Raw genomic sequence first — 20,475 nt, 5'->3', positions numbered from 1 at the left:
ACGGATAGCAGATAGAAGATAGAGGGGCCAGCCAATGAAAACTTTACTTTTGCCGTCAGGCGCCGCCATCCCCGTACTGGGACAGGGAACCTGGTACATGGGAGAAGACCAGGCGCAGAGAAAGCGTGAAATCGAGGCGCTGCAGCTGGGCCTCGATCTTGGCATGACCCTGATAGACACAGCCGAGATGTATGCCGACGGCGGCGCCGAGCAGGTCGTGGGCGCGGCCATCGCAGGACGGCGCGACCAGGTGTTCCTGGTCAGTAAGGTCTATCCGCACAATGCCGACAGGCGCGGCATGCAAGCCGCTTGCGAACGCAGCCTGCGGCGGCTCGGCAGCGACCATATCGATCTCTACCTGCTGCACTGGCCCGGTTCGGTGCCGCTGGCGGAAACGCTGGCAGCCTTCGAATCGCTCAAGCAGGCAGGGAAGATACGCGACTTCGGCGTCAGCAATTTCGACAGCGCCGGCATGCAGGAAATGAGCGAGCTGCCTGGCGGCGGGCAAATGGCGGTCAACCAGATACTCTACAACCTGAAGCGGCGCGGCGTCGAATGGGATTTGCTGCCATGGTGCCGTGAACGCGCCATGCCTGTGATGGCGTATTCGCCGCTGGAATCTTCCGCCGACGAGCAGCAGAGAATGCTCGGCAACCCGCAACTGCAGGCGGTCGCCAGGCGGCATGATGCCAGCCCGGCGCAGATCGCCCTGGCCTGGCTGCTGCAGCAGGAACAGGTCGTCGTCATTCCCAAGGCGGTCAATCCGGCTCATGTGCGCGAGAACCGCGCCGCGCTGGATATCGTGCTCACAGCGCAAGATCTTGCCGAGCTTGACCAGGCCTTCCCGCCGCCGCGGCGTGCCCATCCCTTGGACATGCGATAGAAGAATGCATACTGGGATTTCTTAATTAAAGGGAAAATGCAGATGAAAACGATTGGCCTTATCGGCGGAATGAGCTGGGAGTCGTCGGCAGAATATTACCGCCTGATCAACCAAGGCATGAAAGCCCGGCTCGGCGCGCACAACAATGCCAAGAGCCTGATGGTGACGGTGAATTTCCAGGAAGTGGAAGAGATGCAACGTGCAGGCCATTGGGACGCGGCGGGAAATCTGCTGGCGACAGCCTCGCGCCAACTGGAAGCAGGCGGCGCCGATTTCATTGTGCTATGTACCAACACCATGCACAAAATGGCTGCCGCGATTGACGACGCAGTCACGATTCCATTGCTGCATATTGCCGATGCCACCGGGGCCGCCATCCAGCGCGCCCGGATCAAGCGCGTGGCTTTGCTCGGAACCGGATTCACCATGGAGCAAGATTTCTACAAAGGGCGCCTGAAAGAAAAATGCGGCCTCGATGTCATGGTTCCGGATGAAGCTGACCGGCGGCGCGTGCACACGATCATTTACGATGAGCTTTGCCATGGCCGGATACGCGAGAGCGATCGGAATGAATATCAACGCATCATCGCCGGGTTCCAGGCTGACGGCGCCGAGGGGGTGATTCTTGGATGTACCGAAATCATGCTGCTGATTAAAGCTGGCGACGTCTCGCTGCCGATTTTTGATACGACGCAGTTGCATTGCGATGCGGCGATCGAGATGGCGCTGAACTAAGCAATCGCCATATTGCTGTGACAAAATGTTGTTTTTCCACCACTAATTGACCCTAATATTCTTGTCAACTGTCAATCTTTGCAAGATTAGACAGTTTGTTACAATTCTGAAACAATCGGCAACTAGTTCCTCACTACAATCTTGCTTCTAATATAAGTATAAAGAAGGCATTGAAAATGGGGAAAAGTGTCTTGCCTGGCAAGGGGGAGTGGTGTCTGTCAGGTTTTAGCAAGGGTATTGGGCTGGCAGTTCTGCTGGCCGGTGGCATGGCTGCGGCGCATGCTCAAACAGTGCAAACCACGGACAGCGAAGAACTGCGGCGCCGCAGCCAGGCCGAAGCACAGGAGCGCCAGCGCCAGTTGCAAGCGCCGAATGTGGACCTGCAAAGCAGCGTGCCGGCGCAAGCTGCCGATACGCTGGCCTTGCCGACGGAGTCTCCCTGCTTTCCGATTCAGCATTTTTCCCTGGAAGTCCCGGCGCAGTTATCGCCCGCTATCCGCGCGGCAGGCGCCAGCGATCTGCAGCACGACCCCTTCCGCTTTGCCGTCAATTACCTGCGCCAGTATGAAGGCGCTTGCGTCGGCAAGATCGGGTTAGACCTGATCGTCAAACGCCTGACAGATCTCATTTTAAGCAAGGGCTACACCACAACGCGCCTCGGAATTCCCGAACAGGATCTGGCCAGCGGTGTTTTAAAACTGATGCTGGTTCCCGGCGTCATCCGCGAAATTCGATTTACGGATCCGAGTCTTTACGGAACCTGGAAAACCGCGTTTCCCACCGGCCCCGGGCAACTGCTTAATCTGCGCGATCTGGAGCAGGGCCTGGAGCAAATGAAGCGCGTTCCCAGTCAGGAAGTGGACATGCAAATCGTCCCTGGCGATGCGCCAGGCGAGAGCGACGTGGTGATTGAGGTCAAGCGCAGTAAGATCTGGAAGCTCACCGGCACCTTTGACGATAGCGGCGCTAAAGGCACAGGGAAATTGCAAGCAGGCCTCAACCTGGCGGTCGACAGTCCCCTCGGTTTGAACGATTTGTTCAATATCGGCATCAATACCGACGCGCAGCGCAAGGCAGGTCAGCTCGGCACCAATGGCGACAATGTCTATTATGCGATTCCCTTTGGCTACTGGAATTTCGCGGTATCGGCGAGTTCCTATGACTACCATCAGGTAGTGGCCGGCGCGAATCAGGATTTTGTTTCCAGCGGCAAGTCACGTAATGCGGAACTGAAGATTTCCCAATTATTCCAGCGCGATCAGTCCCAAAAGAACAGCTGGCAATTCAGGGTCGGCAAGCGCTGGAGCCATTCCTATATCGAAGGCACCGAGATCGCTCTGCAAGAGCGCGATACCACCTTTGCCGAACTGGCTTGGGTGCATACGCATTACTTCGGCGCGGCCCAACTCGATCTGACGCTTGCCAATAAATGGGGCGTCAACTGGCTCAACGGTCAGACCTATTCCAGAGACACCACGGGACAACAGGACCCGAGCACCAACAATCTGCATTACACGTTGCAGACGATAGACGCGACCTTGAGCGTGCCATTCAAGATTGCTAGTCAACCCTTGACTTATGTTGCCACGTTCCGCGGCCAGGCTACGCGCTCGGCGCTGTATGCAATGGATCAGTTCAGTATCGGCGGCAGATACACAGTGCGGGGTTTTGATGGCGAGCTGACTTTGGCCGCTGAACGCGGTTTCTATCTGCGCAATGAACTTGATCTCCCTATCGCCAACAGCGGGCAAGTTGGCTATCTCGGCTTGGACTATGGACAGGTCTACGGCCCCAACGTGCGCGGCTGGCCAGAAGCCGCCGATAGAGCCGGTAATCCTGGCCTGCTCGGCAATAAGCTGGCCGGCGCCACGGTCGGTTTGCGCGGCGGCATGTTCGGCCTGACCTACGACGTGTTTTCCAGCTGGGCGCTGTACAAGCCGCAAGGCTTCAATACCGCGACGCCCGCTGTCGGCTTCAATCTGACCTATCAATACTAATACCTGAGCTGTCCCTACCTGCATCGGATTACGAACATGAACAAGAAAAATTTCCGCGTTATTTTCAATAAGAACCGTGGCATGTTGATGGCGGTAGCAGAGAACGTCGCCAGCCAGGGTAAGGGAACGGCGTCAGGCAGTGCATCCAGTGCGAGCGGTACGCCGCTGATGCGCCTGGTGCATCTGGGTGTGGCGATAGCTGCGCTCTTCGGCGGCGTCACATTCGTACAGGCGCAGATCGTGGCCGATCCGAATGCTGGCAATCGCCGGCCTACGGTGTCGACGACAGCCACGGGTATACCGCTGGTGAATATCGTGGCGCCGAATAGTTCCGGACTGAGCCACAATCAATACAACCAATTCTCCGTGGGCGCCGGAGGCGCAATCTTGAACAACGCGCCGACCAGCGTACAGACGCAGCAGGCAGGCTGGGTTCCCGGGAATGCCAATCTGACCCCAGGTAACAGCGCCCGGATCATCTTGAACGAAGTGACGGGTACGGGCCGCTCGCAGCTTAACGGCTATGTCGAGGTTGCAGGGCAGCGTGCGGAAGTGATTATTGCTAATCCGAATGGGGTGAGCGTCAATGGCGGCGGCTTCATCAATACCTCACGCGCTGTTCTGACGACCGGTACGCCCGTCCTGAATGGCGACGGCAGCCTGAGCGGCTTCAGAGTGACGGGTGGCGATATTCAGATTGGCGCAAACGGCCTCAATGGCAATAATCTGGATCAGATGGATCTGATTTCCCGCAGTGTTGCCGTGAATGGCCAGTTATGGGCTAATCAGCTCAATGTGATCACGGGTGCTAACCAGGTCAACTATGCCGATTTGGGTGTGCAGGTCATTGCCGGTGACGGTAACAAGCCTACAGTGGGGATAGACGTTGCCTTGCTGGGCGGGATGTATGCCAACAAGATCAAGCTGGTTGGTACGGAAAATGGTGTTGGGGTCATGGCGCTGGGGAATGTCGCCAGCCAGGCCGGCGACCTCAACATCGACAGCCAGGGACAGATCACCCTGGCAGGACGCACCACCGCGACGGGCTCGGTGCGGATTGCCGGTAACGATGGCATCACCAATTCCGGTACGCTCTACAGCCTGCAAGGCACGCAGCTCTATAGTGCGGGACAGATCGCGAATAGCGGCACCATCGCCGCGCAAAGCGATTTATTGCTGTTCTCCGGGGCGATCAATTCGACCGGTGTGCTGGGTGCAGGTATCGATGCGAATAGCCACGCCACGCAACCGGGAAGCCTGACTCTGATTGCTGCCGGCGCGATCAGCGCTACCGGCCAGAACACGGCGACCACCAACATCGGCGTCAATGCAGGTAGCGGCATCAGTCTGGCGCATGGACAAACCAGCGCCGGCGGCAATATTGGTTTAGCTGCCCGTGCAGGCAACATCGATCTGACGGGCGGCACGCTGCAGGCTGCTGGCAGTGGCACGATGAATGATACCGGCGCTTTGATCAATGATCAGGGCAATATCAATGTGTCGCAGCTGACGGTTAATTCCGGCAGCGTCTCGAACGCTGGCGGTGCGATAACGCAATCCGGGACCGGCGCGACCAGCATCACGACCACAGGGGTATTGAGCAACAATGCAGGGTCGATCACGACCAATGGGCAGAGCCTGAGCATCGCCTCCGGCAGTCTGGACAATAGCGGCGGCCAGATTAATCATGCGGGATCAGGCACCGCCACGATACAGAGCGGTGCGCTGACGAATGCGCACGGAACAATTGCCAGTAACGGACAAGTCAATCTCACGGCCGCCAGTTTGAATAACCAGGGCGGCCGGGTGACAACACTCGGCAGTGAGAATCTCCATGTTGCCGGCGATGTCTCGAACAGCCAGGGAACACTGCAATCCGGCGGCGCGCTCTCTCTGGCTGGCGCGAATATTGACAATACCTCGGGCAACGTTAAATCCCTGAACGGCGATGGTCTGACGCTGACAGCGAGCGGTCAGCTCATCAATGCCGCAGCCGGTGTCGTCGGCGGCAATGGCAACGTCGCTGTGTCGGCAGGAGCTATCGTCAACAGCAGCAGCATCACCGCCGCGCAAAATCTGTCGGTTACCGCCGCGCAGGCGCTGAACAATGCATCGGGCACCCTGGCCGCCAGCGGCGCTGTCAACAGCACGGCCGGCACAACGCTGACCAATAATGCAGGAACCATTTCGGGGGCACAGGTCAATCTTGGCGCGCACGATATTCTCAATCAGTCCGGCGTGATCTCGCAAAGCGGCGCTGCAGCCATGACAATCTCTGCCGCCGGCGTGATCGATAACACGCACGGCGCCTTGACCACCAATGCGCAGAATCTGACGGTTGACGCCGGCAGCCTGAACAATGCCAGCGGTCAAATCAGTCATGCCGGATCGGGTGTCGCCACGATCCAGACAGGTGCTATGAGCAATGCGCAAGGCGTCATTGCCAGCAACGGACAAGTCGCCGTTTCCGCTGCCAGCCTGAATAATCAGGGTGGCCGGATCACGGCGCAGGGCAGCGAGAAGGTCAATGTCGCCGGCGATGTATCGAACAGCCAGGGAACGCTGCAATCCAGCGCTGCGCTGACATTGACCGGTGCGAATATTGATAATACGGGTGGCAGCGTCAAATCGCTGAATGCCGATGGTCTGACGCTGACAGCCAGCGGCCAGCTTATCAATGCGGCAGCCGGCGTCATCGGTGGTAATGGCAACGTTGCTGTATCGGCAGGAGCTATCGTCAACAGCAGCGCCATCACTGCCGCACAAAATCTCTCCATCAGCGCCGCGCAGGCGCTGGACAATTCGTCCGGCACCTTGGCCGCCAGCGGCGCTGTCAGCAGCTCAGCCGGTGCGACGCTGACCAACAACGCGGGCACCATTTCGGGCGCACAGGTCAATCTTGGTGCTCACGACATTGTCAATCAATCCGGGACCATTTCACAAAGCGGTACCGCGGCAATGACGATTGCCGCGACTGGCGCCATCGACAATACGCACGGTGCGTTGAGCACCAATGCGCAGAATCTGACGATCAATTCCGGCAGTCTGAACAATACGTCGGGCAAGATCACGCATGCAGGCTCAGGAACTGCCACGATACGCAGCGGGGCCGTCACGAACGCACAAGGGGTCATTGCCAGCAACGGCCAGGTCGCCATGACAGCGGCCAGCCTGAACAACCAGGCAGGGCAGATCACGGCAGCCGGTACGGAAACCATCAATGCCTCGGGCGCCGTGTCGAATGACCAGGGAACATTGTTGTCCGGTGGGGCGCTCGCTTTGACGGCGGGCAGCATCGACAATACCGCAGGAGCGATCAAGTCTCTGGATACCGACGGGTTGACGGTCACGACCAGCGGCCAGCTCACCAATGCCGCTGCCGGCATCATCGGGGGTAACGGCAATGTTGCCGTGTCGGCGGGATCGCTGACCAACAGCAGCACCATCTCGGCCGCGCAAAATCTGACGGTCGCTGCCGCGCAGGCGCTGGACAATTCTTCCGGGACCCTGGCTGCCGGCGGAGTACTCACCGGTACCGCCGGGACGACGCTGACTGACAACGCGGGCACGATTGCGGCTAATCAGGTCACCCTGCACGCGCACGACATCGTCAACCAGGCCGGCTTGATTTCGCAGACCGGCGCCGCGGCGATGACCTTGCAGGCCACAGGGCTGTTGAACAACGCGCAAGGCAAGATACAGAGTAACGCCAATGACCTGACGCTTACTTCCGGCGCGCTGAGCAACGACAACGGCATCATCTCCCAAGCCGCTGCCGGTACTCTGAACATCAGCACAGGGACGTTATCGAATCAACAGGGATCGGTGGTTACCAACGGCGCTGCGAACATCGTGGCTGGGGCAACGACCAATAGCGGTTCGATCACCGCGCAGCAGACGCTGAATCTGGCGGCGACTTCGCTGAACAACAATAGCGGCACCTTGGCATCGAACGCTGCCTTGACAATCAATGCCGGCTCACAACTCAGCAATAGTGGCGGGAAGATCCAGGCCGGATCGACGACGACCCCGAGCAGTGCGACCGTCACGGCAACGACGCTCGATAACAGCGGCGGTGTGCTTGGCGCTGGCACCATTGACCTGGAAGCCGGCACCCTTAAAAATGCTGCCGGCCAAATCATCCAGAACAACGCCAATGGCACGGCCACGATCAATGTGTCGCAACTGCTAGACAATAGCAACGGCATGATCGGGGTGTTGGCTCGGAATCTGACGCTGGCGCCAGCCACCTTGAAAAACGATGGCGGTTCTGTCGCCCATATGGGGACGGGTGCGCTGACCGTCCAAACGGGGGCGTTGTCGAATAACGGCGGCGTGCTGGGAACCAACGGTACCGGGACCATTAAGGCCAGTTCCATCGTGAATGAAGGCGGCAAGCTGACCGCCGTTGGTAATGAATCGGTCACCAGTGCCGCCGCACTCGACAACAGTTTGGGTGGCTATATCGGCGGCGCCGCTGTGGTCGTGAATGCGACCGCCGGGCAGGTCAATAATCAGGGCGGCACGATCGAAGGGGCGACGGCCGGGGCAACTGTCAACGCGCAATCGATCAATAACGCTGTCGGTAAAATCCAGAATCTGGGGACTGGCGCGATTGCGGTGAATGTGGCGCAGGCGCTTGACAACGACGCCGGGAGCATCAGCGGTAAGGGCGGTGTCACGGCTGCGGCTGGCAGCATCAGCAATGTCGCCGGCGCCATTGGTGCACTTGGAAATCTGACGGTCTCGTCGGCTAGCGCGCTCGATAATCTGAATGGTGCAATGGAGGGGATGGGCAATGTGTCCGCCACTGCCCAGGGTGCGCTGAGCAACGTCGGCGGCAAGATCGAATCTCTGGGCAGCGGCAGTCAATTGCAGGTGTCCGGCGGCACGCTCGACAACACGAACGGCAAGATCATCAACGTCGGCACCGGCCTGACGACGGTCGCCGCTACAACCAGCATCACCAACGCCGATCCGTCCGCCGTCACCGGTTCCGGCCTGATCGGCGGCGCCGGCGATGTCACGATCGCTACCCCGGTGCTGTCCAACGTACAGGGCGGTCATATCGTCGCCGGTGGCGCATTAAATCTGAATACGTCAACCAGCGTCGACAACACGGCGGGCCAGTTGCTCGCTACCGGTGCACTGACGATGAATCAGCCGGGCGCAACGCTGATCAACGTAGGCGGCGGCATCAGCGGCGGCAGCGTGGCCTTGACCACGGCCAGCATCGACAACACCAGCGGCAGCATTGCCAATCCCGCCGGCAGCGGCGGCGGGGTTGCGATCACCACGGGTACTTTGACGAACACCAATGGCTCGGTGGGCAGCGATGTCGATCTGACCCTGAGCGCGAATGCCTTGGTTGGAGACGGCAAGATCGTCGCTGGCCGCGACGGCAATGTCAGCCTGCAGGGCAACTATACCTATGATGCCGGCAACCAGATCACCGCCAACCGCAACCTGACCTTGTCGACGACCGGCTCCCTGGTCAATACCGGCACGCTGGCGGCGGCAGGCAATCTCACGCTCAATGCGGCGAATCTGTTCAACGTAGCAGGCGCCGACATCGCTTCCGGCAATCCGGGCAACCTCGCTACAGGCGTCACTACCGTCAATATCGGCACCGGCGAAATCCTCAATGCCGGACGCATCGAAGGCAACAGCGTTAATACGACCAGCAATCTGCTGGGTAATACAGGCACCGTGATCGGTAACAGCGTCACCGTCAACGCAGCGACGCTCACCAATGATGGCGCTGCGGCCATCATCGCCGGCGTCAACCAGGTCAATCTGTGGGTGACCGGCACGATCAATAATCAGAATGGCGCGACGCTCTATAGTCTGGGCGACCTGAACATGGCGGCTAATGGGGCCAAGGACGCCAACGGCTACCTGTTCAACCAGACTGGCACGATCAATAATCTGTCGTCCACGATTGAAGCTGATGGCGTCCTGAATGTGGCCGCCAATCAGATCAACAACGTGCGGCAGAATGTGCAGACCAATACGGTCACGACCTCGGATACGACGACCACGATGACCACGCCGTCCTGGTGGTCATCGCTGCGCCCCTCGCCATCGTTTGGTGGCGGTGATCCATTACGTAATGCGAATACCCGGATTCGGGATGCCTATTACGTCGATCCTTCCCAAGTCATCTCCAGCACGCCGATGGTCACCCCTGACGGTTTCCTGATCTATAAGGTGGTGGTCAAACTGAGCGCTAATGACTCGGCCTTTGAATACCTGCAAAGCGATTTGACCTATCCGCTGCCTAACGGCGGTGGACAGATCAAGTATGGTGGCCAGTCACGGGTGACGCCAACTGCAGGAACTCAGACCTTATATGTGACGGCTGTGGCAAACAATCAGACCAATCCGGATCAGATCGCAAACGGGGACGCGTGGTCGCAATTCAGCAACAATGTGATCTTGAATACGGTCAGTTCGATCACCTACTCGAACCAGTATGGTGGATGCACTACGAATTGCATACGTTTGCAGACCTATAAGGGATATACCGACCCTAACGGCGTGATTGGCGGCGATACGATGCGGACGCAGGCCGATAATCCTGGTGGCTATCCGGTAGAAGTACAACGTACCGCGCATCAAGTCGTAACAGAAACGCAGTTATTGTCGACATCCGGTGCGCCAGCCAAGCTCACCTCTGGCGGCGACATGCATATGGCCATCGGTACGCAGTTGAATAACAACAACGGGCAAATTGCCGCCGGTGGCAATTTGACGATTGACGGTGTGGCTTCAGCAGATGGCAGCAACAATACCAAGATCCTCAATACCGCCACCCAATTGACGCGCACCTATACCTCCGATAATCAGAGCGGATTTGGCAGCGCCAATATGGCCGGTTCGACACCGGTGCAATGGACGTCCTGGAGCAATACGCCAATTACGCAGAATATTGGCGTCGTGGGCGGTACTATCACCAGCAATCAGGCAGTCTCGATTACGGGCGGCCAGATCAGCAATACCAGTGTTGGAGCTTCGACCCGGCCAGTAGGCCAGAGTGCTGCGTCGCTCGGCCTGGGGGATGGTATCGCGCCATTGGCATTGGCCACGGATAACACCATCAGTGGCGTGCCAAGCGGGAACCAGAGCGGTGTCGGCGGTGCGGCAGCGGTAGGTGGCAGCGGCAATACAGGCGTTCCAGGCGCATCCACGGGGGGCTTGTCGGCCGTAGGCGGTTCCGGTAACCAGCTTGTGGCAGGTTCCACGGGCGCCTTGCCGGCGGCAACGAACACCACGGGTACAACGACGCCAGGCGCCGCGCGTGTTGTTGACGGCGCCCGCGCCGGTGCGGTGAACACGGTATTGCCTGCCAATGGCCTGTACCAGATCGAGCCGAAGGCGAACCAGCCCTATCTGATCCAGACCGATCCGCGCTTTACGCAGTACGGTAACTTCATTTCCAGCGACTACATGCTGAACCTGCTGGGAGTCAATCCGGCGGCGACGCAAAAGCGTTTGGGCGATGGCTTCTATGAAGAGAAGCTGGTCACGGACCAGGTCACGAATCTGACCGGCATGCGCTATTTGCATGGTTATGCCAGCGCGGAAGACGAATATAAATCGCTGATGACCAACGGCGCGCAGTATGCCAAGCAATTCAATATAGTACCCGGCATGGCGCTGTCGAATGCGCAGATGGCGGCGCTGACTACCGATATCGTCTGGTTGGTGAGTCAAACCGTGACTTTGCCTGACGGCAGTCACCAGACCGTACTGGTGCCGCAGGTGTATCTAGCCAAGAACATGGATTTGTCGCCGACCGGAGCATTGATCGCCGGTAATTCGGTGGCGATCCACGGCACGGATATTACCAATACCGGGGGAACCATTTCCGGTACGCAGCAACTGTTGCTGGCGGCGGACCACAACATCAGCAATATCGGCGGCACGATCTCTGGCGGCAATATCGGTTTGTTTGCTGGTAACAACATCCTCGATCAATCGACGACCAATACAGCGATCACCAATTTCGGCAACAACAGCTCAGCCATTACCGCCGTCGGGGCGGTCGGCAAGATCACCGCGACGCAGAATTTAGTGATGTCCGCCGGCCAGAACCTGACCTTGCAGGGCGCGCAGGTTAGCGCCGGCGGCAATGCGATGCTCACTGCCGGCAATGCGATCAACGTGGAAACCGTGTCGACGGGATCGCATTATGTGACGCCGGTAGGCAACACGTATACGGAGGTGCAATCCACGTATGCGGTAGGCAGCACGGTGGCTGCCGGCGGTAATCTGGGAGTCATGAGCGGTAGTGATCTGACCGTGACGGGCAGCAATCTGTCCTCTGGCAAAGACATGCTGGTGGCAGCCGGCGGCAACGTCAAGATCCAGAATGCGACTGACAGCAGCAGTTACCATACAGACGGCAGCAGCAAGGATGGCTCGCAGGTCATTGATCAGCACAACCAGACGGCGGTGGGCAGCACTTTGACGGCTGGTGGCAACGCGACCGTACTGGCGGGCGCACAGCAAGACGGATTCGGTAATATGGTATTGGTTAAAGGCGCGCCGGCGAAAGATCTGACGGTGACGGCCAGCGCCATCAGCGCAGGCAACAACGCCGACGGCAAGGGCAATGCCATTCTCGGCGCGACTGGCAACGTGACCGTGGGCGAGGCCATGCTGCACAACGATTTCAGTCAGGAAGACAAGAGCAGCCATAAAGGCTTCATGTCGAGCAGCAGTAGTCATGATGTGCGCACCATGACGGGTGACGTGGCGCAGGGCAGTACCGTGGCCGGCAATCAGGTGAGCATCACGGCAGCCAATGACCTGACGGTGCGCGGCAGTAATGTCATCGGTGTCAACGACGTATCGTTGACGGCTACTGGCGGCAAGGTGGCTATCGTGTCGGTGCAAGACAGCAGTCAGACGGATGTCAGCCATGAACAGAAAAAGTCCGGTTTCACGGCGGGGTTCTCCGCCGGCGTCGCCAGCATCGGCTATGGTAAATCCAGCGCAAACGGTCAAGACAGCGTTCAAACTGTCACTCAGCAGGGCTCGAGTATCGCTTCGATCAATGGCAATACCCGGATTCAGGCGGGGCAGGACTTGAGTGTCGTGGCCTCGGACATCAGCGCCGGCCAAAATCTGACGCTGATCGGTAAGAATGTGGATCTCTCCGCCGCGCAGAACACCAGCGTGGAGCACGGCTCTCAGCAATCAAGCTCCAGCGGCCTGTCGGTAGGGCTGACGCTGAACCCGGTCGCTGCCTTCAAGAGCGCCTATCAGCAAAGCGCCAGCGGCAATCCGAGCACCAGTTTTCTGGGCAAGAGCAGCAAGTACGGCGATGCGATTGGCGACGGAGCGCTGGCAGCGAGCACGCCAGTGGTGGTGCAAGCCGGCTCCAACAGTAGCAGCGGCAACCAGGATCATGCAATCAGTACCGCGCAGGTCAGCTCGCTCACCGCGGGTAAGAATCTGACCGTGCTGGCTACCGGCGGCAGCATCAACAGCCAGGGTACCAGCATGAGTTCCGGCGGCGATGCCACGCTGATCGCCAAAGATAATATCAACCTGGATGTGGCGCATAGCTTCGAGTCCCAAGGGCAAACCAATACGGCCAAAGGCTGGAGCACGGATAATCGCGGCAATATGCCGGTCGGGGTGTTTAACAGTAACGGCAAAGGCAACGGCAGCACCGACACCGTCACAGGTACTACGCTCTCGGCAGGCGGCAAGGCGACGCTGGCGACGACAGACGGCGACATCAACTTGACCGCAACCAATCTGGTGGCCACCAGCGATGTCAGCATCAACGCCGCCAAAAACCTCACCATCCGAAGCGGGCAGAATACGCTGACGAACGCCAACCAGAGCAGCAGCCAGGCCATCGGTAAAGTGGTCATTTCCGATACCGAGCGGTTTGCTGGATATAGTTCAGACAAGAGCAAAAACAACGATACCAGCATCACTCAGGTCGCTTCCAATGTCGGCAGTTTGCAAGGCAATGTCAATCTTGCCGCTGGAGATAAATACACGCAGACCGCCAGTAATGTGCTGGCAGCCCAGGATGTCAACATCGTCGGTAAATCGATTGACATCAATACCGCTGCCAATACAGGCAGCAGCGACCAGAGCAGCTCAGACCTGAAAATAGGCGCGTTTGCCAGGGTCACGTCGCCATTGATCGATCTTGGCAACAATCTTGAGAATGCGAAGAAATCAGACGGCCGTCTGCAAGCCATGCAGGGACTGGCAGCGGCGGCGAACGGGTATCAGGTTGCCAGTGCTGCCAGTGCCGCCTTAAAAGAGGGCGGGAGTGGCGAATTATTGAAAGCCGAAGTTGGTGTCGGCTTTGCGACGGCGAATAGTCAGGACCGCAGCAACTATACTCAAGCCCAGGGCAGCAACATTCAAGGTGGCGGCAACGTCACTCTGACCACGACGGAAGGCGATATCCATGCAACCGGCGCGCATATCGCTGCCGGCGATGCGGCGGGTAAAACATTGACGCTGGATTCGGCCAGAAATATCCTGCTCGATGCCGGACAGAGTACTACCACCAGCAGCGGCAGCAATCATAGTGCTGGCGTCGAGGTTGGTGTGGGGTATGAGGTGGGTGCACAAACCGGTGCCTATGTGTATGCCACAGCTAACGTTGGCAATGGTAATTACAACAATACCGCTACGACGAACAGCAATACCCAGTTAAGCGGCAATACCGTCACCTTGAAGTCCAAGGGCGATACCACGTTAGCTGGCGCCACTGTCAACGCCAATACGATCAATGCGGATGTGGGTGGTGCACTGGCGATCACATCCATTCAAGATACCGCTACCCAGCACAATGAGCAAAGCAGCGTCGGCGGGCGAGTGCAGGTCGCCATCGGCACGGCCTGGGAAGCATCGGGCAGCCTGTCGCAATCGAACGCCAACGGCAGCAGCAGTGCCGTCAATCAGCAATCGGGCTTGTTTGCGGGAGATGGCGGTTATCACGTGACTGCAGATACGATTGCCTTGAAGGGTGGTGCGATTGCCAGTACTAATGCCGCTAAGTCCGACCTGACGGCCAATTCCCTCACCGTTGCGAACATCACGAACAAGATGGATTATTCTGCCGACACGTCGAGTATATCGGGCGGTATGAGCAATGAAAGTGACAATGCTAAAAATCCCAATGCCCCACTGACACAAACAAGTACCGGCTCCAGCAATCCGAACGTCACTCCCGTTATTCCGTTGCAAGACAAAGGTAGCGCCACCTCGACGACTTACGGCACCCTGACCGATGGCAACATCAAGATCGGCGGTCAGAACACGACCGCTGCCGCTGTAGGCGCGCACACCGACCTGGCGACGGCAAATGGGGCGATTGCACCTTTGCCTGACCTGAAAAACGTCATGAACAATCAACAGGCCATGGCCGCCGCCGCCAACACGGTGACTGCCACCGCTGCACAAATCGCCAACGATCAGGCTGCGGCTGCGAATAAGCGGGCTGGTCAAACAAAGCAAGTCCTCGATAGCGCCAATGAAAACGTAGCGCAGGCACAGGCCGCTTTGAACGGCAGCTCGCCAGATCAAAAGGACAACGCCCAGCAAGCGTTAGATCTTGCTACCCAAAACCGTGACAATGCCCAACTGGCTTTCAATCAGGCACAGGCAACAGCGAGCAGCTGGGGGGCGACGGGCGATAACAACCGCTATTTAAAAATCGCAACAGGGATTTTAGTCGGCGCTGTTGCCGGTCAAGGTACTGGTCAGATTGCCGCCAATGCCAGCGCGCCGTTTGCAGCGCAAGCAATTGGCGATTATTTTGCGCAACCTGGCCATGACAACCAAACCTTACAAGTTCTTACCCATGCCGTGCTAGGTGGAATCCTCGCCGCCGCCAGTGGCGCGAACACCGCCGCCGGCGCGGGTGCGGGCGCCGCAGGTGAACTCGCAGCGCAGGAGATTTCGCGTCAGTTGTATCCAGACGCGTATGATGCCAACGGAACTTTCCACCCTGAGAAATTGGATGCCAATCAGCTCAATACGGTGATTGGTTTATCCACGGCAGTTGGTGCACTGGTGGCCGGCGCGACGGGCGGTTCGGCACTGAATGCCGACGTAGGGGGTAATATCGCGCAGAATGCGGCGACCAATAATTGGTTGAGCCAAAAGAACAACGGTATTCGGCTATCGCAGCAGCAGCAGTTTGATGCGGCCCAGAAAAAATGCGCGGAGACTGGTGATTGTTCTGCGCGGGACAATCTAGTTAAAATTTCTGCATTACAGGATGCTAGTTTAAATGCCGCTTGTACAGATCGGGCTTCAGCTGCGTGTGGTGCCGCGATCAGCTACGCTCAGGCGAATGGTAATACAGTGATTTTTGGGGGAAATGGGCAGACTATCGCTTATCCGACTGGTTCTCCGACCGTCCAAGCCATACCTAACCCAGGGCAAGGGACGTTTGAAGCGGCGCAGGCAGCCAATCTGAACGATGCTTTGCAGTATGTAGCAATGGATTCTGCGACCGGGCTGGCTATTAAAGGAGTTTTTTCGGGGGCTAAGGCGATTCTTGGAGGTGTTGAAACGCTTTTTGGTGGTGTGACAAAAGGGGCAGCGGAAACAGCCGTTGCGGCAAATACCGTTGATACAGCTGCTGCTGGAAGCCTTGGATCGGAAACAAGTTCCTTCGCGCGGAATGGAAGTCGATTGGTTATCGATCAAAGGTATGTTTCAGACATCGGAAATGTTGCATGCGGCCCTACCGCATGTGCAATGGTCTTGAATGACAGTGGAAAGTGGGTGAACGTAACTCAGATTGCAAAAGATGCTGGTCTCGTTCCTGGCATAGGCACCGATGTAATGGGCCTATCCAAGACTCTGCAGATTAGTGGATTGAGTTCTGCTAGATGGACACTGAATGCATCCGTTGATGATTTGGCCGCTGCCACTTCGAATGGTAACGCAGCGATTGCACGTGTTATGTTGGACAATGGAGAGGGCCACTTCGTTGTTGTGGATGGTGTTACGGTTCGCCAAGGTCAGTCTGTAGTTGCTGTTCGGGATCCAGGAACGGGAACACAGTATTTTGTTCCCTCGAAGGAATTTGCCAGCAAATTCTCCGGTCAAGCCGTTTTAACACACTAAGTGAAGGAATATTTTATGCAAATTATCGACGTATTGGCTCAGAGAGAAATCATCAAAGGCTGCGAATTAACCATAGAAGGCGTTTTCGTAATGGAGCGCGGTGTTGGTTATTTCGTCCAAGCAATGAACAAGATAGACGACAAGAGCCAAGCTATCTTGGTTGATCACCCGGAACTTGAAAAACATCTTTTATCTAGTGTTCCAGCCTATGGTGGCGGGAGATTTAGCTATTGCGATATTGCCGTCGTTTCTGGTGTTATCAAAGAGAGTACAGTAATCGAATTTTCTTGTGCGATTGGTCAAATTTTCGATTTCATCGTTCATAAGTACGGCGAGCCGATGAGCGTGAATTTATAAAAATGTAAAGACCAAGGCTATCAAGGAATACTGGTCCCATCTGCCCAAACTACAAAGGGCTAAAATCTAGTTACCTTAGGAAGCTAGGGTCATAGGAAGCTAGGGTCTTGCAATGCCACATTTTGTGTTCTAGCATGATTGGATTATGTCCCGACCCTTAAGATTAGAACTCGCTGGCGGTGTCTATCATATTACTTCACGTGGTGACAGACGCGAAGACATCTATATCGATGATCAAGATCGATTACTCTGGCTGGAAATTTTTGGACAGGTCTGCAAGCGATACAACTGGAATTGCTACGCCTGGTGCCAGATGTCCAACCACTACCATATTGTGCTGGAAACAGCCGACGCTAATCTGTCAAGGCATGCGACAACTCAATGGGATTTATACGCAAAGCGTGAATCGCAGGCATGGCCAGGTAGGGCATGTCTTTCAGGGGCGTTACAAAGCTATTCTGGTAGAAAGGGACAGTTATCTGCTGGAGCTATCTCGATATGTGGTACTTAATCCTGTGCGTGCTCGTATAGTCAGGGATGTCGGCAAATGGCGCTGGAGTTCATACGCAGCGATGCTTGGCGCGGCAGAGTGTCCGGTATGGCTGAAGACTGATTGGATACTAAGCCAGTTCGGTCGTCAGAAAAAAAAGCGATCGCCAGATATATCGATTTTGTCCGGGCAGGTATTGGTTTGCCGGCCATCTGGGAGAATTTGCGCGGGCAGGTCTATTTGGGTAATGAAGAATTCCTGCACCGCATGCAAAATTCCCTCGGCTCGGAAATCCCTGAGATTCCGCGTGTGCAGCGACACCCTGAGGCGCAACCACTGTCGTTTTACAGCGAACGTGAGCATGAGGCGCCGCAGGCAATGGCGGCTGCATTCGCTACGGGAAACTATACTCTGCGCGAGATTGCGGAGCATTTTGGTGTGCATTATTCGTAAGCGTCGTCTCACCGCCGTCTGGACACTGACTTTATGATCCGCGACGATGGTGTCCGCTATCGATAGTGGACACTATGCCTTACATACCGCCCGAACCCAAACCAACGAAACCGAAACGTCGGAGCTTTACGGCCACGCAGAAGAAGGCCATTACCGAAGAGGCTCTGGCACCCGGCGCTTCCGTCTCCCGTGTTGCCCGCGCCCATGATCTTAATACTAACCAGGTATTCAAATGGATGCGGGAGTATCAGGGCAAACGACATTCAGAGTCTATCGCCTCGACGCTCATTCCGGTCATGCTCAGCCACACCGATGTAGCAGTGATGCCCGCCGTAGCAGAATCACCGATCACGGCAACCGGGACCATCGAGCTGCACCTCCCGAAAGGTCGAGTTTGCCTGACTGGTGCTGTCGATCCCGGCGCACTGCGCATGGTCCTGGAACATCTCAGCGCATGATCGGCCTGCCAGCAGGAACACGCATCTGGATTGTCGCCGGCGTAACCGACATGCGCTGCGGCTTCAATGGACTCGCTGCCAAGGTGCAGACTGCGCTGGAAGAAGATCCGTTCAGCGGCCATGTTTTTGTGTTCCGTGGCCGGCGCGGCGATATCGTCAAGCTGCTGTGGTGGACCGGCGATGGCCTTTGTTTGCTCGCCAAGCGCCTGGAACGCGGATACTTTGTCTGGCCGCAGGCACGCAACGGCACCGTGCATCTGAGTCAGGCACAGCTATCAATGCTCATCGAAGGGATAGACTGGCGGCGTCCGGAACGTACTCAACGCCCCCAGTCAGGCTTGTAAACATCCCCGCCTTTACGTAAACTACCGACATGCCCTCGCACGCCGCCCTCCCTGACGATATCGACGCCTTAAAAGCCATGATCCGCGAGCGCGACGACATGGTCGAAGCCCTGCGTGAAGAACTATCTGGCCGCAAGGTCGAGATCGAACAACTCAAATTGTTCATCGCCAAACTCAAACGCATGCAGTTCGGTCGTAAATCCGAGAAGCTCGATCGCCAGATCGAACAACTGGAATTAAAACTGGAAGATTTGCAGGCCGATGAGGAAGAGGCCGCTGTAGAGATGGAGCGTCGCGGGCGTGCCATACGTACCCGTCCGGAGCGCAAGCCATTGCCATCGCATCTGCCCCGCGAAGAGAAGGTTTACAGGCCCGACGCTGTCGCCTGCCCCGATTGTGGCGGTGAGCTGCGTCAGTTAGGCGAAAATGTATCAGAGCAACTGGAATTCATTCCCGCCAGCTTCAAGGTGATCCGCCATATTCGTCCCAAACTGGCTTGCGCCTGCTGCGATAGCATCGTGCAAGCTCCGGCGCCGAGCCGGCCCATCGAACGCGGCATGGCCGGTCCCGGCCTGCTGGCCCATGTTCTGGTATCGAAGTTTGCCGATCATTTGCCGTTGTACCGGCAATCTGTGATCTATGCCCGTGAGGGTGTGGAATTGAGCCGGTCGCTATTGGCCGACTGGGTCGGTGCCTCCAGCAATCTGCTGCGTCCTCTGGTCGATGCGGTACGCCACCACGTCATGGCCGGTCATAAACTGCATGCCGACGATACGCCGGTACCGGTACTGGCCCCGGGCAATGGCAAGACCAAGACGGGCCGATTGTGGACCTATGTGCGCGATGACAGGCCTTCCGGCGCAACGATCCCGCCGGCTGTCTGGTTCGCCTATACGCCGGACCGCAAAGGCATCCATGCGCAGACACATTTGATTCCCTTTGCCGGCATCCTGCAGGCTGATGCTTATGCCGGCTTCAACGCCGTCTATGAGACCGGTCGCATCCACGAAGCAGCTTGTTGGGCGCATGCCCGGCGCAAATTCTTCGATCTGCACGATGCGCGGCCGTCGGCAGTAACGGCCGAGGCCCTGCGCCGTATCGGAGAGTTGTACGTGATTGAAGCGGACATTCGGGGCCAGCCGCCCGATGAGCGCTTGTCGGTGCGCCGCGCAAGATCGCGTCCATTGCTGGATGACTTAGAGGCCTGGTTGCGAGCCATCCTGGGAACGCTATCGCGCAAATCCGATACGACGGCGGCGATCATGTATGCCCTGAACTTGTGGCCAGCGCTGACGCGCTATTGTGACGACGGAATCGTCGAGATTGATAATTCGGCTGCCGAACGTGCGCTGCGCGCAATTGCGATTGGACGACGCAACTACCTGTTTGCTGGAGCCGACAGCGGTGGGGAGCGGGCCGCAGCGATCTATACGCTGATCGGCACTGCCAAGTTAAACGGCATTGATCCCGAAGCGTATCTGCGTCATGTGCTCACGCACATCGCTGACCATCCGGTCAATCGAGTTGACGAATTCCTGCCTTGGAATGTCGCATCGATGCTGGCCGTCCCAGCGCATCTCGCTGTTTAAACTTCGCGATTGACGCACGGTTCTTTGCGTCGTCACACTGCTTTATA

10 protein-coding genes are annotated in these 20,475 nt (G+C 57.4%); all 10 read left to right on the top strand.

Translation table 11 applies throughout. From position 1 onward, the window contains the following. Nucleotides 1-34: 34 nt before the first annotated feature. The 10 genes from CPter91_RS19060 (at nt 35) to tnpC (ending at nt 20,428) form a co-directional block, all read left to right on the top strand. Nucleotides 35-883: an aldo/keto reductase gene (locus CPter91_RS19060; protein WP_061942919.1), complete on the top strand. Its 849-nt coding sequence runs from the start codon at nt 35-37 to the stop codon at nt 881-883. A 42-nt stretch (nt 884-925) separates the two neighbouring features. Then, entirely contained in the window at nt 926-1,618 is a 693-nt protein-coding gene (locus CPter91_RS19055; RefSeq protein ID WP_061946416.1) for an aspartate/glutamate racemase family protein, read from the top strand. Between the two features lie 176 nt (nt 1,619-1,794). Beyond that, on the top strand, nt 1,795-3,615 hold the full coding sequence (locus CPter91_RS19050) for a ShlB/FhaC/HecB family hemolysin secretion/activation protein (RefSeq protein WP_082793014.1): 1,821 nt from the start codon (nt 1,795-1,797) through the stop codon (nt 3,613-3,615). Nucleotides 3,616-3,651: 36 nt separating this feature from the next. Continuing rightward, complete coding sequence (locus CPter91_RS19045; protein WP_061942915.1) at nt 3,652-16,737, top strand: hemagglutinin repeat-containing protein; 13,086 nt, start codon at nt 3,652-3,654, stop codon at nt 16,735-16,737. Between the two features lie 15 nt (nt 16,738-16,752). After that, a complete protein-coding gene (locus tag CPter91_RS19040) occupies nt 16,753-17,094 on the top strand; it encodes a hypothetical protein (RefSeq protein ID WP_061942913.1) in 342 nt (113 codons plus the stop codon). A 145-nt stretch (nt 17,095-17,239) separates the two neighbouring features. Then, nucleotides 17,240-17,605 carry a transposase gene (locus CPter91_RS27775; protein ID WP_205631617.1) on the top strand — a complete coding sequence of 122 codons (366 nt, stop codon included), beginning with the start codon at nt 17,240-17,242 and terminating at the stop codon, nt 17,603-17,605. Between the two features lie 102 nt (nt 17,606-17,707). Next, nucleotides 17,708-18,037: a hypothetical protein gene (locus tag CPter91_RS27205; RefSeq protein ID WP_205631616.1), complete on the top strand. Its 330-nt coding sequence runs from the start codon at nt 17,708-17,710 to the stop codon at nt 18,035-18,037. Between the two features lie 74 nt (nt 18,038-18,111). Beyond that, nucleotides 18,112-18,495 (top strand): IS66-like element accessory protein TnpA, encoded by a 384-nt coding sequence (gene tnpA / locus CPter91_RS19030; protein ID WP_150119692.1) that lies wholly within the window; start codon nt 18,112-18,114, stop codon nt 18,493-18,495. Continuing rightward, nucleotides 18,492-18,839, top strand: a complete 348-nt coding sequence (tnpB, locus tag CPter91_RS19025) for an IS66 family insertion sequence element accessory protein TnpB (RefSeq protein ID WP_061941207.1) — start codon at nt 18,492-18,494, stop codon at nt 18,837-18,839. Before tnpA ends, tnpB begins: the two co-directional genes overlap by 4 nt. A 29-nt stretch (nt 18,840-18,868) precedes the next feature. Beyond that, nucleotides 18,869-20,428 (top strand): IS66 family transposase, encoded by a 1,560-nt coding sequence (gene tnpC / locus CPter91_RS19020; RefSeq protein ID WP_061941209.1) that lies wholly within the window; start codon nt 18,869-18,871, stop codon nt 20,426-20,428. Nucleotides 20,429-20,475 lie beyond the last annotated feature (47 nt).

The organism is Collimonas pratensis (assembly GCF_001584185.1).
Classification (GTDB): domain Bacteria; phylum Pseudomonadota; class Gammaproteobacteria; order Burkholderiales; family Burkholderiaceae_D; genus Collimonas; species Collimonas pratensis.
The sequence above is the reverse complement of the archived record's forward strand: the minus strand, read 5'-3'. Positions and strand labels throughout refer to the sequence as shown.